Source organism: Streptomyces sp. NBC_01341, from assembly GCF_035946055.1.
GTDB lineage: Bacteria > Actinomycetota > Actinomycetes > Streptomycetales > Streptomycetaceae > Streptomyces.
The window spans coordinates 3,519,794-3,544,748 of sequence record NZ_CP108364.1 but is presented as its reverse complement, the minus strand read 5'-3'; the positions used below and the strand labels follow the sequence as shown (position 1 = coordinate 3,544,748).

Here is a 24,955-nt window from a genome sequence, read left to right as displayed (position 1 = left end):
ATATGGGATGCGGGGAGGTATCGCCAAAACGGTTTACGGGGAGGTCGTCGGGACGCTCGGGGAGGGCGACGGGGACGTCAGGTTCTCCTCCGGGAGGTGGCGGCCGACCTCGGCCGTCGTGAGGCCGAGCCCGCCCAGCGTGATCTCGTCCCAGGCCTGCAGATGCCGGGTGGGGCGGTCCAGGTAGAGCACGGAGGCGCGCACCTTCTCGGGCTTCTCGTTCTGCACGGCGCGCAGCCCGCCGCCACCCGTGGAGCCCTCGACCTTCAGGCGGGTGCCCAGGGGGAGCAGTTCGTTCACCCGGTGGTGGAGATGGCCCGCCAGGACCAGAGGAACCGTTCCGTCGGTCTCCCGGGCGGCGTTCGGGTCGTGGGCCACCGCGATGTCCACGGGGGTGCCCGCCCGCTTCTGGTCGCGCAGGGCCGAGGCGAGACGCATGCCCGCCAGCTGCTCGGCGGCCTTACCGCCCGGGGGCCGCGAACGGTCGGGGGTGAACTGGGGGTCGCCGGTGCCCGCGATGCGCAGCCCCGCCACGTCCACCGCGTCGCCCTCGTCCAGGACGTGCACGTTCTTCGTCTTCTCCAGATACGCCTGGGTCAGCCTGGAGTCGTGGTTGCCCCGTACCCAGACGTAGGGGGCGCCGAGGTCGCGGGCCGGGTCCAGGAAGCCGTTCTCGGCGGCCGTGCCGTGGTCCATCGTGTCGCCGGAGTCGATGATCACGTCGATCTCGTACTGCTCGACCAGCGACCCGATGATGTGCCAGGCGGCCGGGTTCAGGTGGATGTCGGAGACGTGCAGGACCCGGATGGTGCCGGGGTCCGGCTGGTAGACGGGCAGCGTGGACGTGGCGTCGTACAGCTTGGTGACGTTGGTGACGAGGCGCGCCAGTTCCTGCTGGTAGACGTCGAACTCGGTGACGATCGACCGGGCGTCGCCGACGACCGAGGGGGCGCTGGAGAGCAGCCCGGAGAACTTCGGTTCCAGGACCGACTTCGGGTTCCAGGTGGCGTACGCGCTGACGCCCGACGCCGCCAGCAGCGCCAGGGCGAGCCCGCCGGCCGCCAGCGCGCGGCGCGGGCGGCGGTAGACGACGAGGCCGAGGGCGGTGGCACCCGACACGACGGCCACACAGGAACGCCAAGCCAGCTCACGGGTGCCGGAGGCGACGTCGTCGGTGACCTCCCTCTGCAGGCCCGAGAGGCGTTCGGGGTGCTTCACCAGGGCCTGGGAGCGCTCCGGGTCCAGCTGGTCGACGTCCACGTCCAGGCGGACGGGGGCGTGGTGGGAGTCCAGCTCCAGGGCACCCAGCGGGGACACGTTGATCTTGGTTCCGCCGCTCACCGACGGCCGCAGGGTCATGGTCGTGTCCATGGGACCCACCGGCGTACGCACACTGCCGACCACCAGCAGCCCGAGCCAGGCACCCAGCACCACCACGGCCAGCATCCCGAGTGCCTGCTGCCAGGGGTGCGCGGCGGGTGCGAGGCCGACGGTGGCATTGGCGCGGGAGCGGGACGGGCGGAGTCGGCGGACACGGGCGGCGGCGGCGTGGAACGGGCGTGCCATTGGGCGCGTATGCCCCGAACGGACGGCGGACATGCGGACCGGCGGGCGGCCGTGGGCCGGGCGGGTGGCCGGCGGACGGGAGCGGGCCGCCCGCACGGGGCCGCCGTAAGTGACAATGGCCGGGTGCTGGAGATGACGCGCGAGGAGTTCGAAGAGCTGGTGAGCCTGGCTCTTGACCGTGTCCCGCCGGAACTGATGCGGCTGATGGACAACGTCGCGGTGTTCGTGGAGGAGGAGCCGGAGGACCCCGGGGACCGCGAGCTGCTCGGCCTCTACGAGGGAACCCCGCTCACCGAGCGCGGCGAGTGGTACGCGGGAGTGCTCCCGGACCGGATCACCATCTACCGGGGGCCGACGCTGCGCATGTGCGAGACGCGTGAGGACGTCGTCGCCGAGACCGAGATCACCGTCGTCCACGAGATCGCCCACCACTTCGGCATCGACGACGAGCGGCTGCACGAGCTGGGGTACGGGTGAGCACCCAGAGCCCCCCGCCCGAGCGGCCGTCCGTAGACCCGGACGTCGACCTGTCGGTGCCCGCGCAGCGCGCCGAGATGAGTGGCGCCGGCAGGTGGCGGGTCCTGGGCGTGATCGCGGCCGGTGGCGCGGCCGGGTCTGCGGCGCGCTACGCGGTGACCCTCGCCGTGCCCGCCGCCGAGGGCGGTTTCCCCTGGGCGGTGCTCGCCGTCAATGTGACGGGCTGTGCGCTGATCGGTGTGCTGATGGTGCTGACCGTCGAGCGGGGCAGGATCACGCACCCGCTGGTGCGGCCCTTCCTCGGGGTCGGAGTGCTCGGCGGGTTCACGACGTTCTCGACGTACGCCGCCGGGGTGTCGGACCTGCTGGCCCGTCAGGAGGTGGCGACCGCGACCGCGTACGCCGCCGTGACGGCCGTCGCGGCGCTCGCCGCGGTGTGGGGGGCCGCCGCTCTCACGAGGGCGCTGGCCGGTAGGACGGGACGGGCGGCGTGAACTGGCTTCTGGTCGTCCTCGGAGGAGCCGTCGGGGCGCCGCTGCGCTACCTGACGGACCGTGCGGTACAGGCGCGGCACGGCGCCGGACTGCCGTACGTGTTCCCGTGGGGGACCTTCACGGTCAACGCGGCGGGCAGCCTGCTGCTCGGGGTGCTCACGGGCGCCGCGGTGTCCTCGCCGGTCTTCGCCCTGCTGGGGACGGGGCTGTGCGGGGCGCTGACGACGTACTCGACCTTCTCGTACGAGACGCTGCGGCTGGCCGAGCAGGGCCGCGGCTTCCTGGCGGGCGCCAACGTGCTGGCGTCCCTGCTGGCCGGGCTCGGGGCGGTCTTCCTCGGGGTGGAAGTGGCGGGGGGCTTCGGCGGCGCAGGGGGGTGAGCGGGGGGACTCCGCGTGTGCGGGTGTTGTGCCGGGGCGTGTCCCCGGCGGGGGCAGGGGAGTTGAACACACCGCCCCCCGTCCCTCGCCGCCCCGGAGGTCCATCCCGTGCGCCAGTTGTCCGCCCGCGTCCGCTGGGCAGCCGTCACCGCGCTGACGATCGCCGCGTCCACCGGCTGCATGAGCGTCGGCGACGACGCAGGAGACCCGTCACCCTCGCGCCAGGCGGACCGGAAGGGGTCCTCGGCCCGGCCGGACGGGGGCTCCGCGTCCGGCTCCGGGTGGTCCGGGTCCGGTGGCGGCCGCGCCGAGGCGCAGTCCGACCGGCACGACTCCCGTCGCAAACCGGACGCGAAGGCCTCGGGCCGCGACGCCTCGGCCGGTCCCGAGGACCCGCCCGGGGCGCCCGGTGTCCCGGGTACTTCGGAACCGACGCGCGGCGGGCCGCTGCCCACGCCCGAGCCCAGCGCCCCCGGCTCCGGTGAGCCGCCGCCCCCGCCGGTGACCCAGGAGCCGCCCCCGCCTCCGCCCTCGCCCGACCCGGAGCCGTCGCAGCCGCCCGAGCCGCCCACGGCCTCGCCGGCCGCGGCGCAGTTCCGTACCGACGCCATGGGGGCGCCGGACCGGGTGGACGTGTGGCCCACTCCGAGGGCATCGCCGCAGGTCGCGCCGGTGTGAGCGCCGATTTGGACGACCCGGTTTGCGCGAAGTGGGGGAGGGTGCGTATGGTAGTAGATCGTTTGATCCCATTGCCCGGCGCCGACACAGAAGAGCGCCGTGTGGCGCGTACTCTCCCTTGCCGTGGCTGGACCGCATTGAGGCGGTCGAAATTGCGAAAACACGGAGTTACGGGCGCGTGCCGAGACTCCGGAAGGTTTCGCATTTCGCATGTCAATTTCCAGTTCTGACCACACCGTCCTGCCCGAGAGCGTCGAGAACGACGTCGAGATCATCGAGGTCCTCCAGGCCGCCGAGTCCCTCGTGGCCGAGGCTCCCGAGGCAGTCGTCGAGTCCCCCGCCGAGGAGGCCTCGGACGAGGTCGCCGAGGACGCCGAGCCCGGCATCACCTTCGCCTCGCTGGGCCTGCCCGATGGCATCGTCCGCAAGCTCGCGCAGAACGGTGTGACGGCACCCTTCCCGATCCAGGCCGCGACCATCCCGGACGCCCTGGCCGGCAAGGACATCCTGGGCCGCGGCCGTACCGGCTCCGGCAAGACCCTCTCCTTCGGTCTGCCCACCCTGGCCGCGCTGGCCGGCGGTCACACCGAGAAGAAGAAGCCCCGCGCGATCATCCTCACGCCGACCCGTGAGCTCGCGATGCAGGTCGCGGACGCGCTCCAGCCCTACGGCGACGTGCTCGGCCTGAAGATGAAGGTCGTCTGCGGCGGTACGTCGATGGGCAACCAGATCTACGCACTGGAGCGCGGTGTCGACGTCCTCGTCGCCACCCCGGGCCGCCTGCGCGACATCATCAACCGTGGCGCCTGCTCCCTGGCCAACGTCCAGGTCGCGGTCCTCGACGAGGCCGACCAGATGTCGGACCTGGGCTTCCTGCCCGAGGTCACCGAGCTGCTCGACCAGATCCCCGGCGGCGGCCAGCGCATGCTCTTCTCCGCCACCATGGAGAACGAGATCGGCACGCTCGTCAAGCGCTACCTGAGCAACCCGGTCACCCACGAGGTCGACAGCGCCCAGGGCAACGTCTCGACCATGTCTCACCACGTCCTCGTCGTGAAGCCGAAGGACAAGGCGCCCGTCACGGCCGCGATCGCCGCCCGCAAGGGCCGCACGATCATCTTCGTCCGGACCCAGCTGGGTGCCGACCGCATCGCCGAGCAGCTCATCGAGTCCGGCGTGAAGGCGGACGCGCTGCACGGCGGCATGACGCAGGGTGCCCGTACCCGCGTGCTCGAGGACTTCAAGAAGGGCTTCGTCAACGCGCTCGTCGCCACCGACGTCGCCGCCCGCGGTATCCACGTCGACGGCATCGACCTGGTCCTGAACGTGGACCCGGCCGGTGACCACAAGGACTACCTGCACCGCTCGGGCCGCACCGCCCGTGCCGGCAAGTCCGGTGTCGTCGTCTCGCTGGCGCTGCCGCACCAGCGCCGTCAGATCTTCCGCCTCATGGAGGACGCGGGCGTCGACGCCTCGCGTCACATCGTCCAGGGAGCGGGCGTCTTCGAGCCCGAGGTCGCCGAGATCACCGGAGCCCGGTCGCTGACCGAGGTCCAGGCCGACTCCGCGAACAACGCGGCCAAGCAGGCCGAGCGCGAGGCCGCCGACCTGACCAAGCAGCTGGAGCGCGTCCAGCGCCGCGCCGTCGAGCTGCGCGAGGAGGCCGACCGTCTGGTCGCCCGTGCCGCCCGCGAGCGGGGCGACGACCCGGAGGCGGCGGTGGCCGAGGTGGCCGCCGAGGCCGAGGCGGCGCTCGTCGCCGCTGTGTCCGTCCCCGAGCAGCCGGCGGCCCGCGAGGACCGTCGTGACGACCGCGGCAACTACGCCCGCCGTGACGACCGCGGTGGCGACCGTGGCGGTTACCGCGGCGGCAACGACCGCGTCGGCGAGCGCAGTGGCCGTCCCTCCGGCGGCACCGGCTACCGCGGCAGCAACGACCGCCCGTCGTTCCGCGGAAGCAGCGACCGCCGTGACGAGCGTCCCTCGGGCGGCTTCCGCTCGGGTGGCGGCGACCGTCGCGACGACCGTGGTGGCCGTTCGTTCGAGCGTCGTGACAACGACCGCCCGGCGTTCAACCGTGACCGCCGTGACGAGCGCCCCTCGGGCGGCTTCCGCTCGGGTGGCGGCGACCGTCGCGACGACCGTGGTGGCCGTTCGTTCGAGCGTCGTGACAACGACCGCCCGGCGTTCAACCGTGACCGCCGTGACGAGCGCCCCTCCGGTGGCTTCCGCTCCGGTGGCGGCGACCGTCCGTTCAACCGCGACCGTCGCGACGACCGTCCCGCGGGCGGCTTCCGCTCCGGTGGCGGCGACCGCCCGACCGGCCGTCGTGACGACCACCGCGGTGGCACCGGCACGGGCACCGGCACCGGTACCTTCGGCCGCCGCGACGACAAGCCGCGCTGGAAGCGCAACGGCTGACCGTCGCTGAACGACTGATGTGATGGGCCTGTACGCCACCGACCCGGTGGCGTACAGGCCCTTCCCTCATTCAGCCCCCTGACCTGGGGCGAACGGGTCCCCCGGCCGCCACGAGGAGGACGTACCCGGTCCGTACGAGGGGCAGCGGCGGATGGAATCGGTTCAACGCCGTCGTGGCGAGCGGTGCCATGGACCCCTACGGACGCCAGGACAACCTGGCCCGCACGCCCGGCGGCGCATGCCGTGGCCCCGGTGAGGGCATCGCTGGGGGCATGACAAACGACGAAGCGGTGGCCGCCGAGCCGCCACCCGAGGCCCTCCGTCCCTCCGCCGCCGCGGCCACCGACGAGGAGCGACTGGCCGAACTCGGCTACACGCAGGTGCTCGCCCGGCGGATGTCCGCCTTCTCCAACTACGCCGTCTCGTTCACGATCATCTCGGTGCTCTCCGGCTGCCTGACGTTGTACCTGTTCGGCATGAACACCGGCGGCCCCGCCGTCATCACCTGGGGCTGGGTCGGGGTCGGGCTGATGACGCTGTTCGTCGGCCTGGCGATGGCGGAGATCTGTTCGGCGTACCCGACGTCCGCGGGCCTGTACTTCTGGGCCCACCGCCTCGCCCCGCCGCGCTCCGCGGCCGCCTGGGCATGGTTCGCCGGCTGGTTCAACGTGCTCGGCCAGGTCGCCGTCACCGCCGGCATCGACTTCGGGGCGGCGTCCTTCCTCGGGGCGTACCTGAACCTCCAGTTCGGCTTCGAGATCACCCCCGGCCGCACGATCCTGCTGTTCGCCGCGATCCTCATCCTGCACGGACTGCTGAACACCTTCGGCGTCGGCATCGTCGCGATCCTCAACAACGTGAGCGTCTGGTGGCACGTCGTCGGTGTCGCCGTGATCGTCGGCGCGCTCACGTTCGTGCCGGACTCGCACCAGTCGGCCTCGTACGTCTTCACCGAGTTCGTCAACAACACCGGCTGGGGCAGCGGCTTCTACGTCGTGATGATCGGCCTGCTGATGGCCCAGTACACCTTCACCGGCTACGACGCTTCCGCCCACATGACGGAGGAGACCCACGACGCGGCCGTGGCGGGCCCCAGGGGCATCGTGCAGTCCATCTGGACCTCCTGGATCGCCGGCTTCGTGCTGCTGCTCGGCTTCACCTTCGCCATCCAGTCGTACGACGGCGCCCTGAACTCCCCGACCGGCGCGCCGCCCGCGCAGATCCTCCTGGACGCGCTCGGAGCCACCACGGGCAAGCTCCTGCTGCTCGTCGTCATCGGGGCCCAGCTGTTCTGCGGCATGGCCTCGGTCACCGCCAACAGCCGCATGATCTATGCCTTCTCCCGCGACGGGGCACTGCCTTTCTCCCGCCTCTGGCACACGGTCAGCCCCCGCACCCGTACCCCCGTCGCGGCGGTCTGGCTGGCCGCGCTCGGCGCGCTTGCCCTCGGCCTCCCGTACCTGATCAACGTCACGGCGTACGCCGCCGTGACCTCCATCGCGGTCATCGGGCTCTACATCGCCTACGTCATCCCCACCCTGCTCCGTCTGCTGAAGGGCGACGACTTCGTCCGGGGTCCCTGGCACCTGGGCCGCTGGTCCCGGCCCGTCGGTGTCGTCGCCGTGGGCTGGGTCGCGGTGATCACGGTGCTGTTCATGCTTCCCCAGGTGTCCCCGGTCACGTGGGAGAGCTTCAACTACGCACCCCTGGCCGTCCTGGTGGTGCTCGGGTTCGCGGCCGTCTGGTGGCTGGTGTCCGCCCGCCACTGGTTCCTCAAACCGGTCGTACCGGCTCACAAACGCACGATCGAGGACGAAATCACGGACTGACCGGAGCCCGCTCCGGGCACGACAGGGCCCGGCACCCGATACCCGATCGGCTGCCGGGCCCGGGGCGGCTATGCTCGGGGGTGATCCATCACGGGCCGTTAGCTCAATTGGTCAGAGCAGCGGACTTTTAATCCGTTGGTTGTGGGTTCGAGTCCCACACGGCCTACGTGGAGCAGGGCGAGGAAACATCCTCCGACCTGCGGTGCAGCGCCCCGACCGGCTTCGGCCGGCGGGGCGCTCCGTCGTCTCCGGGACCGGCCCGCGCGGTGAGGGCGTGCGGACCTCCCGACTGCCGCCGGCGGCACGGCATGCCGGACCGCCGGCTCAGGGGCGGGGCCAGGGGCGGCCGCCGATGCGTTCCAGGTCGGTGTTGAAGCGTCGCAGGTAGCCGGCGAAGGCGGAGATCTCCTCCTCCGGCCAGTCGGCCATCACGGTGTGCAGGGAGTTGACCATGCCCTCGCGCTCGGCGTCGAGGGTGCGGACGCCCTCCTCGGTGATGCGGAACTTGCGGGCCATGCCCCCGTCCGGGTCGGGGATGCGTTCCACGAAGCCCTCGCGCATGACCGCGGCCGTCTGCCGGTTGAGGGTCGAGACGTCGAGGTCGAACGCTTCGCTCAGCTCGCCGACGGACATTGGGCCCTGGACGCGGATGCGGCTGAGCAGGATGTACGCGCTGCGTTCCAGGAGGCCGTCCTTACGGCGGCCCTTCCTGTGGTTCAGGAGCCCGTGACGGCTGAGCAGCATCTGCTCGTACTCGACCTCCTGCGTGGCCTTGTCCATGCGTGGGCGCCTCCTGCTTCCTGCCGGGCGAGGCCGGTGTCTCGTCGTGCGGGCTCGACTTCATCGTATGTTTACGCGGAAGTGCATGGGCCACAGAATGTGCATGATGCAATAGAAGTGTACGATGCCATTCTTTCGCCGACAGATAGCCGAGGACCCGCGACATGGACGCCCCCCAGCCCACAGCCCGCGCAGGCGGTGTGATCCCGACTCTGGCCCTGGCCGGCACCGTCGCCGCGATCATGCAGACGCTGGTGACCCCGCTCATCGCCGAACTGCCGCGGATCCTGGACACGTCGTCCTCGAACGCGGCCTGGGTGGTCACCGTCACGCTCCTGGTCGCCGGTGTGTGCGTACCGGTGACCGGACGCCTCGGCGACCTCCTCGGGAAGCGCAGGATGCTGCTGGCCTGCGCGGTCCCGCTGGTCGCCGGGTCGGTGGTGTGCGCGATGGCCTCGTCCGTGGTGCCGATGATCGTCGGGCGCGGCCTCCAGGGCATGGGCATGGGCATGGTGCCGCTGGGCATCGCGCTCCTGCGGGACGTCGTCCCCGCCGAGAAGCTCAGTGGTTCGATCGCCCTCGTCAGCGCCTCCATGGGCATCGGCGGCGCGCTCGGCCTGCCGATCTCGGCCGCGGTCGCCGAATACGCCAGCTGGCGCGTGCTGTTCTGGGGTTCCGCGGTGCTCGCCGTGGCCGTCGCCGTACTCATCTGGACCTTCGTCCCCGACGTCCCGGCCGGGGCCAAGGGGCAGCGCTTCGACGCGCCCGGCGCGGTCGGACTGGCCGTCGGGCTCGTCTCCCTGCTGCTGGCGATCTCCAAGGGCGCCGACTGGGGCTGGGGTTCGGGCACCACGCTCGGCCTGTTCGCCGTCGCGGTCGTGTCCCTGGGCGCCTGGGGGTTCTACGAGCTGCGCACCCGTGACCCGCTGGTCGACCTGCGCACCACGGCCCGCCCGCGCGTCCTGCTGACCAACGTCTCGTCCGTCCTGGTCGGCGTCGGCATGTACTCCTTCATGCTGATCGCCCCGCAGCTGCTGCAGTTCCCGGAAGCCACGGGATACGGCCTCGGTCAGTCCATGCTCGCGGCCGGCCTCTGGATCGCTCCCGGTGGCGTGATGATGATGATCGTCTCCCCGCTGGGCGGCAAGCTCATCAACGCGCGCGGACCCAAGATCGCGCTGGTCCTCGGCGCCCTCGTGATCTCCGCCGGCTACGGTCTGTCGCTGTTCCTCATGGGCTCCGCCTGGGGCCTGATGATCGTCGGCATCGTCATCAACAGCGGTGTCGGACTCGCCTACGGTGCGATGCCCGCCCTGATCATGAGCTCGGTCCCGCTCTCGGAGACCGCGGCGGCCAACGGCTTCAACACCCTGATGCGTTCGCTGGGCACCACCATCGGGTCCGCCGTCATCGGTGTGGTGCTGGCTCAGATGACCATCAGCCTCGGCGGGTTCTCGCTCGCCTCGGAGGACGGGTTCCGCGTCGGCCTGACGATCGGCTGCGTGGTCGCCCTCGTGGCCGCCGCGGTCGCGGCCTTCATCCCGGGCCCCGCTGGTCGCGGCGCGAGCGGTGACAGGACCGGTCCTGCCACGGCCGACAAGGTCTCCGTCGAAGCCTGACCGCATCATCCGGAGCGCCCCACCGGTCGGCCCGGTCGGGGCGCTCCGGCGTTCCGGAACTTTTCCTCTGCACGGGCATTGACCCTGCGTGTGGGGGGACTTACGTTCGTCGCGTTCTTCGTATGTCATATATGAGACGCGATATCAGAGCCGGGAGCCGCATGCGGCGGGGCCGAGCCCGCTTCCCCGCCCCGCCCGGCGCACCGGACGCCGTCCGGCGCCGCGCCGATGAGCACGCAGAGAAGAGAGCCGCCATGATCAAGCCCCGCAACAGCCACCTTGCCGCCGCGACAGCCCTGGTCTCCGTGCTGGCCCTCACCGCGACCGGCTGCGGTGACGACGGCAGCGGCATCGCCGGTGCGAAGGGGAGCGAGGGCCCGGGCACCGGGAAGATCGTCTTCTGGGACGAGAACGGCGGTGTCCGCACCGCCGTGTGGAAGGAGATCATCGCCGACTTCGAGAAGGTCAACCCCGACATCGACGTGCAGTACGTGGGCATCGCGTCCACCGAGGCCCAGTCGAAGTACGACACCGCCATCCAGGGCGGCGGTCTCCCCGACGTGGGAGGCGTGGGAGCCGCGATGGTCGCGGGAATCACCGCTCAGGACGCGCTGGAGCCGCTGGACGACCGGGTCGACGCGAGCTCGCTGAAGGGCCGGCTCAACGAGGCGATGATCGAGAACGTGCGGAGCGCGGCGGGCCGGGACGAGATGTACACGGTGCCGATCTCCGCCACCAACGGCGTGCTGTACTACCGCACCGACCTGTTCGAGAAGGCCGGTCTCGACGAGCCTGACACCTGGGACGAGTTCTACGCGGCCGCCGCGAAACTGACGGACAGGAAGAAGAACCGGTTCGGCTACACCATCCGGGGCGGCCCGGGCTCCATCGCCCAGGCGCTGGACGCGATGTACGGACAGTCGGGCATCGAGTCGTTCTGGGACGAGTCGGGGACGAGGACCACCGTCGACCACCCGAAGAACGTCGCGGCGCTGGAGAAGTACGTGAGCCTGTACCGGAAGGCGACCCCGGAGGCCGACCTCAACAACGACTTCACCAAGATGGTCGCCCAGTTCGACGCGGGCGGCATCGCCATGCTGAACCACAACCTGGGGTCCTACCAGGATCACGTCAGCTCACTGGGCACCGGCAGGTTCCGTGGCATCCCGCAGCCCGAACTGCCCGACGGCACGCGGGTGATGGTCTCCAATCCCGTGTCCGGCCTGGGCCTCCTCAAGTCCTCGGAGAACAAGGCGGCCGCCTGGAAGTTCATCGAGTTCGCCGCCTCCCACGCGTCGAACTCCAAGTTCGCCGAGTCCGCGGGCCTGATCCCGGCCAACAAGGAAGCGGCCGAGGACCCCTGGCTCGACAGGGCGGAGACGACGAAGCTGGGTGCCGAGGCCCTGTTCTCCGGCGACACCAGGATCGTCCAGCTGCCGTACTACCTGCCCGACTGGAACACCCTGTCCAAGGCGGACAACGAGTCGGGGTTCCAGAAGGTGATGCTCGGCAGGACGAGCGCCGCCGATTTCCTGGGCGCGCTGGCCGAGGACCTCGACGAGGCGCAGGCGGAGTGGAAGGAGCAGATGGCCCGCTGACCGGCCCGCCGCCGTCCCGTCGTTTCCCGGGGCCCGCCGACGGAACAACCCTCAGTCCAGGCCCTCCTGGCGCAGTGCGTACATCAGGAGGAACGTCCGGTAGGCCTCCTCGGACACGTCCACACAGACGTCCGGCCGGTTGGTCCACGTCGACGTGTTGTCGAGGGCCCGTCGGCAGGCCGCCTCGGCCTCGGCCTCCGAGGGGATGTTCGAGATGAACGCGGCGATCAGCAGGACCACTGCGAGGACGACCACGCCGATACGGATGCGCATGGCCGTTCAACGACGGCACGGCCGCGGCGGTCACTCGCGGCGGGCCGGCGGCCGTCCGGTCACTCGAGCTCGTCGGTGACCGGAGGCAGGTCGGGCTCGATGAACAGGCCGGCGTACTGCGGGCTGGGCAGCGGGGCGGCGGCTGTGTCCACGGACGCCACCGCGCCGTCGGAGTGCCGCTGGTTCGTGCGGGCGGGCATGTCGGTCATCTCGGTGTCCTGTACGTGTAGGTGTGTGGTGAGAGCCCCGTGTGACCGAGCCGCTGGTGCGCCTGGCCGGACTGGTCCCGACCGGCAGGGCGACGAAGTGCCGCTGCCGGTGCCGCGCCGCTCCGGGGGCGTCCGGATCATCGTGCGGTGCATGCAGACTGTAACCCTCCCAGCACGGCTTTCCCCCGGAATTGCGAGCCCGGCGTGACGGTCAGTGCGGCGCTGCGGGCTCGATGTTCTGGTTTGCGTGGAAGAGGTTGTGCGGGTCGTAGTCCTGTTTGACCTTGGCCAGCCGGTCGTAGTGGCCGCTGTAGGTGGCCCGGACCCGGTCCGGGGACTCGCCGGTGCCGAGGAAGTTGACGTAGGCACCGCCCATCGAGTGAGGGTGCAGCGCCTCCCAGTATGCGACCGCCCAGTCCCGCAGGGCGGTGGCGTTGGCCGGGTCCGGGTCGATACCGGCGATGACACCCGACCAGACGGCGTCGCGGTACGCCCATGCGGTGTCGTCGGGACCGACGCGGCCCGCCGCCCCGTCGACCGGGTAGAGGTGCATGGTCGACTGACCGGTGGGGAGCTTCTCCGCGAAGGCCGCGTGCACGTCGACCGCGTCGTCGGTGATCTCGTCGAAGAAGTCGCCCCGCCAGTACCACTGGAGCCCTGCGGGCAGGAGCGCGTCGAACATGGTCTGCAGGGCCGGGTAGGGCATCGGCGCCGTGAAGTGGAAGGCGGGCGGCGCGGGATCGTTCACCACGGCGAGGGTCTTCTCCAGGGCTTCGGGGTCGGCCGTGGAGGACCAGACGACGCCGCACATCTTCTGTCCGTGGATCTCCTCGGGGAAGGGCGGGCCCGGGGGAACGGACAGCGAGGCGAAGAAGCCGTACAGGTCGTCCGGCGCCTGCGGCAGGAAGTCGCGGTACCAGCGCATGACGTCCTGGAAGTGCTCCAGCGGCCATACGGTGATGCCGACGCCGACCGTGTCCACGGGGTGCAGCTCGAAGTCGAACGACGTGACGACGCCGAAGTTCCCGCCGCCGCCACGCAGCGCCCAGAACAGGTCGGCGTGCTCGCTCGGGTTCGCGGCGACGAAGCTGCCGTCGGCCAGGACGACGCCGGCGGAGACCAGGCTGTCGACGGTGAGGCCGTACTTGCGGGTGAGGTAGCCGTGGCCGCCGCCGAGCGTGAGGCCCCCGATGCCGGTCGTGGACATGATCCCTGCCGGGGTGGCGAGGCCGAACGCGTGCGTGGCGTGGTCGAACTCGCGCAGTGTCGCGCCGCCGTCCGCCTGGGCGGTCTGGGTGGAGGGGTCGACCCGCACGCCGTCCATGGGGGAGAGGTCGATCGTGACGGCCCCGTCGACGACGCCCAGGCCGGGGCCGCTGTGGCCGCCGCCCATGACGGCCACGTCCAGGCCGTGGTCACGGACGAAGTCGACGGCCGCCATGACGTCCGCGGTGTTGTGGCAGCGGACCACGGCTGCCGGTTTCCTGTCGATCATGGCGTTGTACACCGTGCGTGCCTCGTCGTACGCCGGGTCGTCCGGGCCGATGACCGGGCCGCGCAGCGCGGTCCTCATGGCCTCCAGTGTGGTGCCGTCCATGGCCGTCTCCTCGTGAGCGTGCGCCCGGCCTCCCCTGGCTCCATCTCATCGGGTGAGGCTGCTGGGCCGACGCCGGCACCTGAGGATGCCGCGCAGACGGGACCGAACACCGAATGTCGTCTCCTTCCAGCGTCCCGCCGCCGCGCAGGGCTCGCAATCGCGGCGCCGGCCGCTGGGGCGCCGACCGCCTCAGGACGAGCGTGGAGGGGAGCCGGTGGGAAAAGTGGTCGGAGCACCCTCCCGGATGGCGTAGAGTTGCCATCACAACGACGCGGGGTGGAGCAGCTCGGTAGCTCGCTGGGCTCATAACCCAGAGGTCGCAGGTTCAAATCCTGTCCCCGCTACTGAAGACAGAGGCCCGGATCCTTTCGAGGATCCGGGCCTCTGTCGTGCGCCGGGGCGGCTCCGGGATGCGGGGCTTGACCTTGACGTTGCGTGAAGATCTAGCGTTTCCGGCATGGAGTGGTCCATCCAGGAAATCGCCAGAAGAGCCGGCACCACCAGCCGCACGCTCCGGCACTACGGAGATCTCGGTCTTCTCGTGCCGAGCCGCACCGGTGCGAACGGCTACCGCTACTACGACCAGGACGCACTGGTCAGACTCCAGCGCATCCTGCTGCTGAGGGAGCTGGGACTCTCGCTGCCGGCGATCAAGGACGTGCTGGAGGGGCAGCGGGACACCTCCGTGGCGCTCCGGGCCCATCTGCGCCTGCTGGAGCAGGAGCGGGAGCGCATCGGACGGCAGATCGCCTCGGTGCGGACCACTCTCCACAGGACCGAGGAAGGGGAGGATCTCATGGCCGAGGAAGTGTTCGACGGCTTCGACCACACGGCGTACGAGCAGGAGGTCGGCGAGCGGTGGGGCCGTGCGGCGTACGAGCGGGGTGACCGGTGGTGGCGCGGGCTGAGCCCCGCAGAGCGTGCCGCGTTCCAGGACGCGCACGACGTCATCGCCCGTGACTACGGCGCGGCGAGGGCCGCCGGTCTGGAAGCGGGAAGCGACGAGGTGCAGGACATCGCACGTCGGCACTGCGCGTGGCTGTCGGTGACCACGGAAGTCACCCGTTCGTACGTCACCGGGCTCGGCGAGATGTACGCCGCCGATCCACGCTTCGCGAAGAACTACGATCGCCACGGGGACGGAACCGCCGTCTTCGTACGGGATGCACTGACGATCTACGCTGGGCACCGGCTCTCCGGTTGACCCCGGAGGAACGTGGCGGCGGTGCGCTCCTTCCTTCGGCCGATGAGCGGGCGCGTCACGGCGCGGCTCCGCCCGGCCGGGTCGGGGCGCGGTACCGTCCGCAGCCGTGGGCGGACCGGGCAGGGGTGTACAGGTGGGGAAGCGGGACGAACGGCAGGGGCGCGCCCAGGGGAACGCGCGCGCACGCAGGCTCGTGCGTCTGCTGCCCACCCTGATGATCTGTGCCGGAGTGGTCTGCGACGTCACGACCCCGCCCGAGGTCTCCGCGGTGCCGCTCTTCGCCGCGGCGCCGCTGATCGCCGCCCCCTTCTTCTCGCTGGCCTCCACGATCCGAACCGGTGTGGCCGCGATCCTCGTCGTCCTCGCCATCCGTGCCTCCGACGGCGTGCTCGCCGAAGTCGCCCCCCTCACGGACCTGCTCACCCTCGTCACCGTCGCCGCGCTCTCGCTCGTCATCAACCGGGTCGTACAGCGCGGCAACGAGCAGCTGGCCTCGGCGCGGGTCATCGCGGAGACCGCGATGCGCGCGGTGCTCCCCGTGCCGGAGGACCGGATCGGCGGTATGCAGGTCGCGGCGCGCTACGAGGCCGCGCAGGCCGACGAGTTCGTCGGCGGCGACCTGTTCGCGGTCGCGGACACGCCGTACGGGGTGCGGCTGGTGGTCGGGGACGTACGGGGCAAGGGCCTGGACGCGGTGGCGGCGGTGGCCGTCGTGATCGGCGCCTTCCGTGAGGCGGCCGAGCAGGAGCGCTCGCTGGAGGGCGTGGTCCAGCGGCTGGAGCGGGCGCTGGCACGGGAGAGCACGCGGCGCGGCGGACTGGACTCGATGGAGGGGTTCGTGACGGCCGTGCTCGCCGAGATCCCGGCGGGCGCCGACACGCTGCGGGTCGTCAACCGGGGCCACCCCGAGCCGCTCGTGCTCCACGCGGACGGCGCGCTCGACGTCCTGCGGCCGACCGAGCCGGCCCTGCCGCTCGGCATGGGCCTCGACGTGTGGCCGGACCGTGCGGACGAGTGGCCGCTGCCGGCGGGGGCCACCTTCCTGGCGTTCACCGACGGGCTCTCGGAGGCGCGGGACGCCGACGGGGTCTTCTACGACCCGGCGGCCCGGTTGCGCGGCAGGCTCTTCCCGGGACCGGAGGAACTGCTCTCGGCCCTCACCGATGACGTCCGGCTGCACACGGGGGGCCGGTCGACGGACGACCTCGCACTGCTCGCGGTCGGGCGGCCGTCCAGGGGGCAGCAGGAGCGGCGGAAGACGGTGAAGATCGTGGGGCGGTACCGTGAATGACCGAAGACGACCGTCCGTAATCAGAAGACGTCGCTGTGCATAACATTTGACGAAACGTCAGAAACCGTGGTGTGCGTGAGGGGTGTGCAACTCGCCCGTTTGGGGGCGATTGACCCCTGAAAGTCCAGGCCAGAGTCATGAACGATCTGTGGGAACAGCTTGGAATCGGACCCGCATGTCTATTAACGTTCGATAACGCAGCGCGGTTGTCCCAGTCGTCGCCAGAGGCGGCACCGTGCGCAGTGCCGAATCCCGCAAGGGAACCGGGGAACCACCTACATGGGGTGAATCGGACGCCTGACTCCCGCGAGGGACGAAGGGGTCCGTAGGAGACCTTCCTGCTCCGAACCCGTCAGCTAACCCGGTAGGCGAGAAGGAAGGAAAGGAGTGCGCCCACGTGGCGTCAAATCAGCCTGCCCCCGAGGCTCCGGCACCCTTCAGGCCCGTCAGTCCCGGTGATCAGGGCAGGACGTGGGAGGAATGGAACCCCACCGAGGAGTCCATCCGTCCCGTGCGCGGCAGGCACCGCGTGGCCAAACAGCGTGGTCTCGCCCGTAGCTCCACCGTCCTCGGCGTCGGTGTCATCGCGGCCGTCGGCGCGGGAGGCATGGCCACCGCGCAGAGCAAACCGCCGGTCTCCATCTCCCTTCCCGATTCCATCGCGGACAATCTTCCCGACGCCAAGTCCCTTCCCGGCGTGGGTGCTTACCTCTCCGACGACGCGGATCAGGGCACGGTCACCGCTTCCTCCCCGCTGACCACGGCCGGCATCACCGCTGCCGAGGCCGAGCAGGGCACCACGGACGCCGGCGAGGCGCTGCGCGCCCGCATCCTCCAGCAGGCCGAGCAGCAGCAGGCCGGGGCCGAGGCCGAAGCCAAAGCCACGCAGGAGAAGGCGGCGGCCGAGGAGGCCGCGGCCCAGGCGGCCAAGCAGCAGAGCGAGGCCGAGGCGAAGGCCGCCGCGAAGAAGAAGGCGGACGAAGAGGCGGCGAAGAAGAAGGCCGAGGCCGAGCGTCTCGCCAAGCTCGCCCTGAGCTACGCCGTCCCGACCTCCTCGTACACCATCACCTCGACCTTCGGTCAGGCCGGTTCGATGTGGTCCTCCGGCTACCACACCGGTCTCGACTTCGCCGCTCCCACCGGTACGCCGGTCAAGGCCGTGCACAGCGGCACGGTGAAGTCGGCGGGCTGGTCAGGTTCCTACGGCTACCGCACGGTCCTTCAGCTCGACGACGGCACCGAGGTCTGGTACTGCCACCAGTCCTCGATGGACGTCACCGCCGGCCAGAAGGTCACCACCGGCGACACCATCGGCCGGGTCGGAGCGACCGGCAACGTGACCGGGCCGCACCTGCACCTGGAGATCCACACCGCGGACGGCTCGGGCGTCGATCCGATGAGCTGGCTGCGCGGCAAGGGCCTCTCGATCTGAGTGCCCGCGCCGGCACACGGCGCACTTCGAGACCCCGGCGGCCCTGGCGCACAACCCCCCGACGCCAGGGCCGCCGGCCCCGCACTCCGAGAGCGGGCGGCCGCCGGGATCGGAATATGTGGCTCCGCCCATGTGTTGAGCCCGGCTATGACATCACTGCGCCCGCTCGGAAACTCAGGCCTGAAGGTCTTCCCTCTCGCTCTCGGCGGCAACGTCTTCGGCTGGACCGCCGACCGGGACACCACCTTCGCCGTCCTCGACGCGTACACGGAGGCGGGCGGCAACTTCATCGACACCGCTGACGCCTACTCGGCCTGGGTCCCGGGCAACGAAGGCGGTGAGTCGGAGACGCTCATCGGTGCGTGGCTGTCCGGCCGTTCCCGCAGGGACGATGTCGTCGTCGCGACCAAGGGCGGAGCCCACCCGGAGTACAAGGGGCTGTCGGCGACCACGATCAAGGGGGCGGCCGAGGCGTCGCTCCGCCGGCTCGGTACCGACCACATCGACCTCTACTACACGCACTTCGACGACGAGACGGTCCCCGTCGAGGAGATCATCGGCGCCCTGGACGAGCTGGTGAAGGCCGGCAAGGTCCGGGAGATCGCGGCGTCCAACATCAGCCCGGAGCGGCTCAAGGCCTCGTTGGAGTTCTCGGAGCGCGAGGGCCTCGCCCGCTACGTCGCTCTGCAGCCGCACTACAACCTCGTCTCGCGCGACACCTACGAAGGCGCGCTCCAGGACACCGCGGCGGCCGAGGGACTCGCCGCCGTCCCGTACTTCGCGCTCGCCTCGGGCTTCCTCACCGGCAAGTACCGGCCGGGGACGGCCGTCCGGAGCGCGCGGGCCGAAGGCGCGGGGAAGCACCTGGAGACCGAGCGCGGCCGCAAGGTGCTCGGGGCGCTCGACAAGGTGGCCCAGGAGCACGACGCCGAGATCGCCACGGTGGCGCTGGCCTGGCTGGCGTCCCGGCCGACCGTGGCCGCACCGATCGCCTCGGCCCGCACGGTCGGCCAGCTGCCCGCACTCGTGGCGGTGGCCGGGCTCGAACTGACCGAGGGCCAGCTGGCAGAGCTCACCGAGGCCTCGGCCTGAGGATCCGGCACCAACCGTCCGGGCCGCGCCGGTCCGGACGGGCCCCTCACCCCGGCGGAGTCCCGGTGGGCGGAGCGGCACGGGGGCCGTGCTCCAGATAGGGGTTGTAGCCGCCGTAGTGGCGGTGCGGCGCCGGGATCTGCCGGGGAGCCGGGGCGCCGTGGGGGAGCCGGCGGGGGAACGGTGCCTGCGGGGGCGACACGTGGGCGCGCGTCCGGCCCGTCATGTGCGCCGCGTACCCCAGAGCGGGTCCCGCGATCTCCCGACGCTGCCACAGATGGTGCAGCAACTCCTGCTCGCGGACGGCGAAGTCGGCGCCCGCGCCGTCGTGGCGTGCCCGTCGGCGGAGCATGGCCAGGGACGTCGCGAACGACTCGTACTCGGCGACCGCGCGGGCGGCAGCCCTGCCCCGGGCGCGGTCCTGGGCCCCGTGCCAGTGCCGTGCCCTGTCCCGGGCCATTCCCCGGGCCCGCATCGAGGCCAGTGCGGCCGGCTCGGCGGGGCCGAGCCAGCCGGCCGCCGCGTAGACCGGCAGTTCCGTGGAGAGTGTCCGCAGTTCCCGCTGGCGGGACCAGACGGCCAGCCAGGTCACCAGGCCGAAGCACGGCACCATGAACGCGCCGTAGACCGCGTAGAAGCCGTACGGGCCGAAGGACGACGAGCCGTTCCAGAGGGCGTGCATACCCATGGCCAGGGCCAGTCCGAGCAGCGGCAGCAGCACCCGGCGCACCCGGTGGCGCGCGCCGCCCAGCGCCGCGATCCCGAAGCCGATGCCGGAGAGCACCGTGAACAGGGGGTGCGCGAACGGCGACATCACCACACGTACGAAGAACGTCCCGGCCGTCAGCGAGGCGAGCCCCGTGGTCCCCAGCTCCTGGTCCTCACCGAAGGCCTGGCCCAGGTAGAGGATGTTCTCGGTGAAGGCGAAGCCGGTCGCGGTGAAACCGGCGACCACGATTCCGTCGACGACACCGCCGAACTGCCGTCTGCGGAAGAGGAAGATCAGCAGGACGGCCGCCGCCTTCGCGGTCTCCTCGACGACCGGTGCGATGACGGTGGCGCCGAGGGTGTCCGCGCTCGCCGGATCCGCGGTGGCCGTGGCTATCCACCGGGTGGCGAAGGAATTGGCGATGATGGCGACGAGCGCGGCGGCGCAGGCGCCCCAGGAGAACGCGAACAGCAGATTGCGCCACGGGCCCGGCTCGACACGGTCGAGCCAGCGGAACGCCGCCATCAGCAGCGGCACGGGCAGCACGGCCAGGCCGAGGCCCACCAGGAAGCCCTCGGTGCCGGTCTGTTCGCGCACCAGGGCCAGGATCACCAGCCCGCAGAGGGCGAGGACGGTGACGACCGCACCGGCGCGGAACGCCTTGCTGCGCCAGACCATGCCGACGCGGCTCGGCCGGTAACGCCACTGGCCGTGCTCCGGTACGGCGCCCAGGTACTCGTCGAGCTGCTGCTCCTCGAGAACCGGGACGGCCGGCTGCTGGTGCTGTACGGACCACTCGGACACCTGACGACCCTAACGAGAGGGACCGGCACCGTGCCACGGTGCGACGGCCGGGACGTCCGCCGACGGCCGGTCAGCGACGGGTGAACAGGACGTCGTGCACCACGTGTCCCTTGTCCAGGCCCTGTCCCTCGAAGCGGGTCAGCGGCCGGAAGGACGGCCGGGGCGCGAAGCCGCCGTCCGCCTGCGTGTTCTCGTACAGGGGATGTGCCGTCAGGACGTCCAGCATCTGCTCGGCGTAGGGCTCCCAGTCCGTCGCGCAGTGGACGAGCGCTCCGGGCTTCAGGCACCGTGCCACCAGGTCGAGGAACTCCGGCTGGATCAGCCGCCGCTTGTGGTGCCGCTTCTTGGGCCAGGGGTCGGGGAAGTACACCCGGAGCCCGTCCAGCGAGGCAGGCTCCAGCATCTCCCGGAGCAGAATGATCGCGTCGCCGTTGGCGACGCGGACGTTGGACACCCCCGCCCGGTCGGCGAGGCCGAGCAGATTGCCCTGCCCCGGGGTGTGCACGTCGACGGCGAGGATTCCGGTCGTGGGGTCGTCGGCCGCCATCTGCGCCGTGGCCTCACCCATGCCGAAGCCGATCTCCAGGACCACCGGGAGGCCGTCGAACAGCGTGGGGAGGTCGATGACGCTCTTGCCGTCGATGTCCAGGCCCCACGTGGGCCACAGGCGCTGGAGTGCCTCCTCCTGGCCGGTCGTCACCCGGCTGCGGCGTGGCTGGAAGCTGCGGATCCGGCGCTCGTGGTGCGAGCCCGCCGGGTCGGCGGCGGGACCGCCGGGGAAGCGGGGTTCCTGGCGCAGCCTCCGCTGGCGTTCGAAGGAGGCGGCACGCCGCGCCTCGGCGTCCCTGTCCGCGTCCGTCTCCGGCGCGGGGACGGTCTCCGGCGGGACGCCGGGCGTCTCTGGGGTGGGGCCGGGCGTCTCTGGGGTGGGGTTCACAGGCTCAGACACAATGACCCGATTCTACGGCGGGCGGCGTCCACCCCGTCGCGCGAGCCCGCAGCAGAGCCCGGCGCGCCACCTCCCTCCCGATGGGCAGGGAGGCCGTGGCCGCGGGCGACGGGGCGTTCAGCACGTGCACCGTGTGCGGGGCGTCCCGGATCAGGAAGTCGTCCACCAGCGTGCCGTCCCGCAGGACCGCCTGTGCCCGGACCCCGGCCGGCGACGGGCGCAGGTCGGCCTCCGTCACCTCGGGCAGCAGTCGCTGGACGGCCCGGGTGAACGCGCTCTTCGAGAGGGATCTGTGCACCTCGCCCGCCCCGTACCGCCAGTGCCTGCGGGCGATCCGCCAGGAGCCTGGCCAGGCCAGGGTGGCGGCCAGCTCGCGCGGGTGGACGACCGTGCGGCCGTATCCCTCGCGTGCCAGTGCCGGCACCGCGTTGGGCCCGACGTGGACCGTGCCGTCGACTCCCCGCGTCAGATGCACCCCGAGGAAGGGGAACGCGGGATCGGGCACCGGATAGACGAGCCCGCGCACCAGCTCGGGCCGGGTCAGCTCGTAGTACTCCCCGCGGAAGGGCACGATGCGCGCGCCCGGGTCGTCACCGGCGAGAGCGGCCACCCGGTCGCTGTGCAGACCCGCGCAGTTCACGAGGACACGGGCCCTGACCACCTGGCCGTCGGCCGTGCGCACCGCCACACCCCAGGAGCGCCGGTCGACGGCGACGACCTCCGCGCCGTACCTCACCTGTCCGCCCGCGGCGCTCGCCTCCGAGGCCAGGCGGACGGCGACCGCGGTGAAGTCGCACACCCCCGTCGTGCCCACCCTGATCGCCGCGAGGCCGCGCACCCGTGGTTCGTGCTCCGCGATCTGGGCGGGTCCGAGCTCCCGGACCGGCAGCCCGTGCGCCCGGCCGCGCTGCACCAGGGCGTGCAGCCGGGGCAGCTCGTCGCGGCCGGTCGCCACGATGAGCTTGCCCGTCACCGCGTGCGGGATGCCGTGCTCCGTACAGAAGTCGATCAGCTCGGCGGCCCCCCGCACCGCGTAGCGCGCCTTGAGCGAGCCCGGCGGGTAGTAGATGCCGCTGTGGATCACCCCGCTGTTGCGCCCGGTCTGGTGGCGCGCGGGACCCCACTCCTTCTCCAGCACCGTGACCCGGGTACCGGGCGCGGTGCGCGTGATCGCGTACGCGGTGGACAGACCCACGATTCCGCCACCGATCACCAGCACATCGCAGTCGTACGCCGCGTGCGTCACCATCACGCCACCTCCCACCCCGATAGTGCACTGGCCCACTGACAACGGGCTCAAACCAGGGGCGGCCGGGGCGTGGCGCACAGGTGTGTCACAGCGTCGGGCATACCGGGACGATCCCGGTCCGACCTCAGACCGGTGTGACGAGAAGCGGACGGGCCCTCTCGCGCAGTTCGGCCACGCGAGGCTCGTCCCCGTACGGCTCCAGGCGGTGCAGGAGGTCGCGCACGTACTCGGTGGTGCGCGCGGACGAGATGCGCCCGGCCACCTCGACCGCCCGGGTGCCGGCCGCGCAGGCGGCGTCGAGATTGCCGGACTCGAGCTCGGCGACGGCCGACACGACGAGGCGCAGTCCGTGTGAGCGGACGAACTCGTCGGTGGGCCGGGACAGGGCCTGCTCGGTGAAGCGGCGGACCTGGCGGGGTGCCTTGAGGTCGCGGTAGCACTCGGCGGCGTCGGCGGCGAACCGGTCGTAGGAGTAGAACCCGAGCCAGGACGGATCGGAGTCCCCGGTCCTGGAGCGTTCCAGCCAGCTCTCGGCCGCCCTGAGCGCGGCTCCGGCGGCGGGTGCGTCTCCGGCCTTGGCGTGGGCGCGCGCCTCGACGAGCCGGAAGAAGCTCATGGTCCGGGCGGTGGCGAGGCCCCGGTTGCGCTCGACCGCCGCCTGCGCGAGGTCGACGCCCTCGTCGGCGAAGCCCCGGTAGGTCGCCTGCAGGGACATGGACGCCAGGACGTATCCCCCCAGGGGTACGTCGGCGGCGGCGCGGGCCAGGCGCAGCGCCTGGATGTAGTAGCGCTGGGCGGCTTCCTGCTGGCCGGTGTCGAAGGCCATCCACCCGGCGAGCCTGGTCAGTTCGGCGGAGGCGCCGAAGAGGGCCCGGCCCACCTCGTCGCTGTAGGAGCCCAGGAGGAGCGGTGCGGCGTCGACGCGTAAGCACTCCGGGACCATGGAGGAACGCCAGTCGCCACCGCCGTACTTGGAGTCCCAGCGGCGCGCGTCCTGGGCCGCCTCGCGCAGCTTGGTGACGTCGCTGTGGCCGACGCGCAGCGGCGAGACGCCGGGTGCGGAGTCCGGTCCCGGCTGGACGGGCACCCCGCCCCCCTGCGCCCCGGATGCGCCCTCGGGGCCGAACAACGAGGCCTGGGCGTCGGAGGGGTCGCGGGCCACCGACGGGTCGGCGGGGGTTATGAGCCACCGGGACGCGGGGGTCGCGTAGGCGCTCACCGCGAAGGAACCCGCCAGCGACTGCCAGATCCCCCCGCCGCCCCTGCGCCCCGCGAGATCCAGCCGGTAGAGGTCCGTCGCGGAACGCACGGCCTCCCCCACGTCACGGGGGAAGGCGAGGCCCACCTCCGGCGCCGGATCGGCGTCCGCAAGCCCGATCTCGTGCAACGGGACCGGGCGGCCCAGTTTGGCCCCTATCGCCGCCGCGATCAGGTGGGGGGCGGCACCCTGCGGCACCATGCCCTTGGCGACCCAGCGGGCCACCGAGGTCTTGTCGTAGCGAAGTGTCAGACCGCGCTGTGCTCCGAGGTCGTTGACCCGCCGGGCGAGGCCGGCGTTGCTGATTCCCGCGAGGGCGAGAACCGTGCCGAGCTTCTCGTTCGGCCCGCGTTGCTCCCTGGACATGAGCCACCCCTCGACACACAGACGGCCGCCGCGTCACCGGTCGGGCGCGCGGCATTCGTACCGTGTTCTCCCCAGGTGCGGTCCCGGGCACTCCGGCCGCACACGCATTTGGCCAGGCCCCGTGGAATATGCCGCCCCGGCGAGAACATCGGTACACCCAGCGTAGTTCGCCGCATCCCCACCGTTAAGGGGCAGACCTCCGTATGGCGGGAATGTTGTGCGTGCGACAGAGGGCGTCGCGGCCGTGCTCCTGGTGTGTGGCCGTGCGCCCGGCCGTGCGCTCTCGCCCGGCCGAATCGCAAGCGCTTCGATGGGTCCTGCGTGGGTCGGCCCGCTGAACTGGACTCGGCGGGCTGGGGGAATCCGCCGCCCCAATCCCCGCGGGCGGCGAACCGGTCCGGGAGGTGACGAACACCTCCCGGACTGTGCGCCGCACGGTGGTTCGGGGGAGCGGACGTGCGGGCCGGCGCACCGGGGGGATGCGCCGGCCCGCACGTCCACATGCTCCGGGGGGCCGTTCCGGGGCCACGTCACGAGGTCGTCCACCGGCGTTCGGAGTGCCCGTGGGGGCGCACCGCAGGCTGTGCGCGGGGCGTCGGCCGTAGTGAAACGCGCGGTCCCTTCGCCTTCGGAGAATGGCTGAATCGCAACGCTCGCACAGGCCCCCCGGGGAGCGGCCC

At 71.6% G+C, this 24,955-nt stretch carries 21 protein-coding genes, 2 tRNA genes and 1 riboswitch; of the genes, 14 read left to right on the top strand and 9 right to left on the bottom strand.

Annotated elements, in window-relative coordinates:
* Positions 1 to 33: 33 nt before the first annotated feature.
* Positions 34 to 1,566 carry a metallophosphoesterase family protein gene (locus OG206_RS15540; RefSeq protein WP_327116411.1) on the bottom strand — a complete coding sequence of 511 codons (1,533 nt, stop codon included), beginning with the start codon at positions 1,564 to 1,566 and terminating at the stop codon, positions 34 to 36.
* 123 nt (positions 1,567 to 1,689) lie between these two features.
* Here OG206_RS15540 and OG206_RS15535 point away from each other — a divergent pair, with 123 nt between their 5' ends.
* The 7 genes from OG206_RS15535 (at position 1,690) to OG206_RS15505 (ending at position 8,011) form a co-directional block, all read left to right on the top strand.
* The gene (locus tag OG206_RS15535; RefSeq protein WP_327116409.1) at positions 1,690 to 2,043 is read left to right on the top strand and encodes a metallopeptidase family protein; all 354 of its coding nucleotides are present in this window, start codon (positions 1,690 to 1,692) and stop codon (positions 2,041 to 2,043) included.
* Positions 2,040 to 2,537, top strand: coding sequence for a fluoride efflux transporter FluC (locus tag OG206_RS15530; protein ID WP_442805847.1), 498 nt, complete (start codon positions 2,040 to 2,042; stop codon positions 2,535 to 2,537). The genes OG206_RS15535 and OG206_RS15530 overlap by 4 nt, the downstream gene beginning before the upstream one ends.
* On the top strand, positions 2,534 to 2,917 hold the full coding sequence (locus OG206_RS15525; RefSeq protein WP_327116407.1) for a fluoride efflux transporter FluC: 384 nt from the start codon (positions 2,534 to 2,536) through the stop codon (positions 2,915 to 2,917). The genes OG206_RS15530 and OG206_RS15525 overlap by 4 nt, the downstream gene beginning before the upstream one ends.
* Positions 2,918 to 3,025: 108 nt before the next feature.
* The gene (locus tag OG206_RS15520) at positions 3,026 to 3,595 is read left to right on the top strand and encodes a hypothetical protein (protein WP_327116405.1); all 570 of its coding nucleotides are present in this window, start codon (positions 3,026 to 3,028) and stop codon (positions 3,593 to 3,595) included.
* 210 nt (positions 3,596 to 3,805) lie between these two features.
* Entirely contained in the window at positions 3,806 to 6,016 is a 2,211-nt protein-coding gene (locus OG206_RS15515; RefSeq protein ID WP_327116403.1) for a DEAD/DEAH box helicase, read from the top strand.
* Between the two features lie 272 nt (positions 6,017 to 6,288).
* A complete protein-coding gene (locus tag OG206_RS15510) occupies positions 6,289 to 7,845 on the top strand; it encodes an amino acid permease (protein ID WP_327116401.1) in 1,557 nt (518 codons plus the stop codon).
* A gap of 92 nt (positions 7,846 to 7,937) precedes the next feature.
* A tRNA-Lys gene (locus OG206_RS15505) sits at positions 7,938 to 8,011 on the top strand.
* A 158-nt stretch (positions 8,012 to 8,169) separates the two neighbouring features.
* On the opposite strand, the gene OG206_RS15500 is transcribed toward OG206_RS15505, so the two are convergent.
* Positions 8,170 to 8,625 carry a MarR family winged helix-turn-helix transcriptional regulator gene (locus tag OG206_RS15500; RefSeq protein ID WP_327116399.1) on the bottom strand — a complete coding sequence of 152 codons (456 nt, stop codon included), beginning with the start codon at positions 8,623 to 8,625 and terminating at the stop codon, positions 8,170 to 8,172.
* A gap of 164 nt (positions 8,626 to 8,789) precedes the next feature.
* Here OG206_RS15500 and OG206_RS15495 point away from each other — a divergent pair, with 164 nt between their 5' ends.
* The gene (locus OG206_RS15495; protein WP_327116397.1) at positions 8,790 to 10,244 is read left to right on the top strand and encodes an MFS transporter; all 1,455 of its coding nucleotides are present in this window, start codon (positions 8,790 to 8,792) and stop codon (positions 10,242 to 10,244) included.
* A 254-nt stretch (positions 10,245 to 10,498) separates the two neighbouring features.
* Positions 10,499 to 11,842, top strand: a complete 1,344-nt coding sequence (locus OG206_RS15490) for an ABC transporter substrate-binding protein (RefSeq protein ID WP_327116395.1) — start codon at positions 10,499 to 10,501, stop codon at positions 11,840 to 11,842.
* A 51-nt stretch (positions 11,843 to 11,893) separates the two neighbouring features.
* Here the strand turns inward: OG206_RS15490 and OG206_RS15485 are convergent, their stop codons facing one another.
* The 3 genes from OG206_RS15485 to OG206_RS15475 form a co-directional block, all read right to left on the bottom strand.
* Positions 11,894 to 12,115: a hypothetical protein gene (locus tag OG206_RS15485; protein ID WP_327116393.1), complete on the bottom strand. Its 222-nt coding sequence runs from the start codon at positions 12,113 to 12,115 to the stop codon at positions 11,894 to 11,896.
* Between the two features lie 59 nt (positions 12,116 to 12,174).
* Positions 12,175 to 12,324 carry a hypothetical protein gene (locus OG206_RS15480; protein ID WP_327116391.1) on the bottom strand — a complete coding sequence of 50 codons (150 nt, stop codon included), beginning with the start codon at positions 12,322 to 12,324 and terminating at the stop codon, positions 12,175 to 12,177.
* A 211-nt stretch (positions 12,325 to 12,535) separates the two neighbouring features.
* Positions 12,536 to 13,921: an FAD-binding oxidoreductase gene (locus OG206_RS15475; protein ID WP_327116389.1), complete on the bottom strand. Its 1,386-nt coding sequence runs from the start codon at positions 13,919 to 13,921 to the stop codon at positions 12,536 to 12,538.
* A gap of 270 nt (positions 13,922 to 14,191) precedes the next feature.
* On the opposite strand from OG206_RS15475, the gene OG206_RS15470 reads away from it, so the two are divergent.
* The 5 genes from OG206_RS15470 (at position 14,192) to OG206_RS15450 (ending at position 18,940) form a co-directional block, all read left to right on the top strand.
* A tRNA-Met gene (locus OG206_RS15470) sits at positions 14,192 to 14,265 on the top strand.
* Positions 14,266 to 14,378: 113 nt separating this feature from the next.
* The gene (locus OG206_RS15465; protein WP_327116387.1) at positions 14,379 to 15,125 is read left to right on the top strand and encodes a MerR family transcriptional regulator; all 747 of its coding nucleotides are present in this window, start codon (positions 14,379 to 14,381) and stop codon (positions 15,123 to 15,125) included.
* A gap of 133 nt (positions 15,126 to 15,258) precedes the next feature.
* Positions 15,259 to 16,416, top strand: a complete 1,158-nt coding sequence (locus OG206_RS15460) for a PP2C family protein-serine/threonine phosphatase (protein ID WP_327116385.1) — start codon at positions 15,259 to 15,261, stop codon at positions 16,414 to 16,416.
* Between the two features lie 233 nt (positions 16,417 to 16,649).
* Positions 16,650 to 16,802: riboswitch (cyclic di-AMP (ydaO/yuaA leader) on the top strand.
* Positions 16,803 to 16,813: 11 nt separating this feature from the next.
* Positions 16,814 to 17,848 (top strand): M23 family metallopeptidase, encoded by a 1,035-nt coding sequence (locus tag OG206_RS15455; protein WP_327116383.1) that lies wholly within the window; start codon positions 16,814 to 16,816, stop codon positions 17,846 to 17,848.
* 147 nt (positions 17,849 to 17,995) lie between these two features.
* The gene (locus tag OG206_RS15450; RefSeq protein ID WP_327116381.1) at positions 17,996 to 18,940 is read left to right on the top strand and encodes an aldo/keto reductase; all 945 of its coding nucleotides are present in this window, start codon (positions 17,996 to 17,998) and stop codon (positions 18,938 to 18,940) included.
* A gap of 46 nt (positions 18,941 to 18,986) precedes the next feature.
* Here OG206_RS15450 and OG206_RS15445 read toward each other — a convergent pair whose 3' ends face one another.
* The 4 genes from OG206_RS15445 to OG206_RS15430 form a co-directional block, all read right to left on the bottom strand.
* Positions 18,987 to 20,453: a PrsW family intramembrane metalloprotease gene (locus OG206_RS15445; RefSeq protein ID WP_327116379.1), complete on the bottom strand. Its 1,467-nt coding sequence runs from the start codon at positions 20,451 to 20,453 to the stop codon at positions 18,987 to 18,989.
* A gap of 70 nt (positions 20,454 to 20,523) precedes the next feature.
* Entirely contained in the window at positions 20,524 to 21,402 is an 879-nt protein-coding gene (gene trmB / locus OG206_RS15440) for a tRNA (guanosine(46)-N7)-methyltransferase TrmB (protein ID WP_327116377.1), read from the bottom strand.
* Positions 21,395 to 22,651: an L-2-hydroxyglutarate oxidase gene (gene lhgO, locus OG206_RS15435; RefSeq protein WP_327116375.1), complete on the bottom strand. Its 1,257-nt coding sequence runs from the start codon at positions 22,649 to 22,651 to the stop codon at positions 21,395 to 21,397. The genes trmB and lhgO overlap by 8 nt, the downstream gene beginning before the upstream one ends.
* 124 nt (positions 22,652 to 22,775) lie before the next feature.
* Positions 22,776 to 24,275 (bottom strand): sporulation protein, encoded by a 1,500-nt coding sequence (locus OG206_RS15430; RefSeq protein ID WP_327116373.1) that lies wholly within the window; start codon positions 24,273 to 24,275, stop codon positions 22,776 to 22,778.
* Between the last annotated feature and the right edge of the window lie 680 nt (positions 24,276 to 24,955).

Excerpts from the sequence above, each read along its gene's own strand:
- OG206_RS15540 (WP_327116411.1), bottom strand. The coding sequence starts at position 1,566 with ATGGCACGCCCGTTCCACGCCGCCGCCGCCCGTGTCCGCCGACTCCGC.
- OG206_RS15515 (WP_327116403.1), top strand. The coding sequence starts at position 3,806 with ATGTCAATTTCCAGTTCTGACCACACCGTCCTGCCCGAGAGCGTCGAG.
- OG206_RS15510 (WP_327116401.1), top strand. The coding sequence starts at position 6,289 with ATGACAAACGACGAAGCGGTGGCCGCCGAGCCGCCACCCGAGGCCCTC.
- OG206_RS15500 (WP_327116399.1), bottom strand. The coding sequence starts at position 8,625 with ATGGACAAGGCCACGCAGGAGGTCGAGTACGAGCAGATGCTGCTCAGC.
- OG206_RS15495 (WP_327116397.1), top strand. The coding sequence starts at position 8,790 with ATGGACGCCCCCCAGCCCACAGCCCGCGCAGGCGGTGTGATCCCGACT.
- OG206_RS15490 (WP_327116395.1), top strand. The coding sequence starts at position 10,499 with ATGATCAAGCCCCGCAACAGCCACCTTGCCGCCGCGACAGCCCTGGTC.
- OG206_RS15485 (WP_327116393.1), bottom strand. The coding sequence starts at position 12,115 with ATGCGCATCCGTATCGGCGTGGTCGTCCTCGCAGTGGTCCTGCTGATC.
- OG206_RS15480 (WP_327116391.1), bottom strand. The coding sequence starts at position 12,324 with ATGACCGACATGCCCGCCCGCACGAACCAGCGGCACTCCGACGGCGCG.
- OG206_RS15475 (WP_327116389.1), bottom strand. The coding sequence starts at position 13,921 with ATGGACGGCACCACACTGGAGGCCATGAGGACCGCGCTGCGCGGCCCG.
- OG206_RS15465 (WP_327116387.1), top strand. The coding sequence starts at position 14,379 with ATGGAGTGGTCCATCCAGGAAATCGCCAGAAGAGCCGGCACCACCAGC.
- OG206_RS15450 (WP_327116381.1), top strand. The coding sequence starts at position 17,996 with ATGACATCACTGCGCCCGCTCGGAAACTCAGGCCTGAAGGTCTTCCCT.
- lhgO (WP_327116375.1), bottom strand. The coding sequence starts at position 22,651 with ATGGTGACGCACGCGGCGTACGACTGCGATGTGCTGGTGATCGGTGGC.
- OG206_RS15430 (WP_327116373.1), bottom strand. The coding sequence starts at position 24,275 with ATGTCCAGGGAGCAACGCGGGCCGAACGAGAAGCTCGGCACGGTTCTC.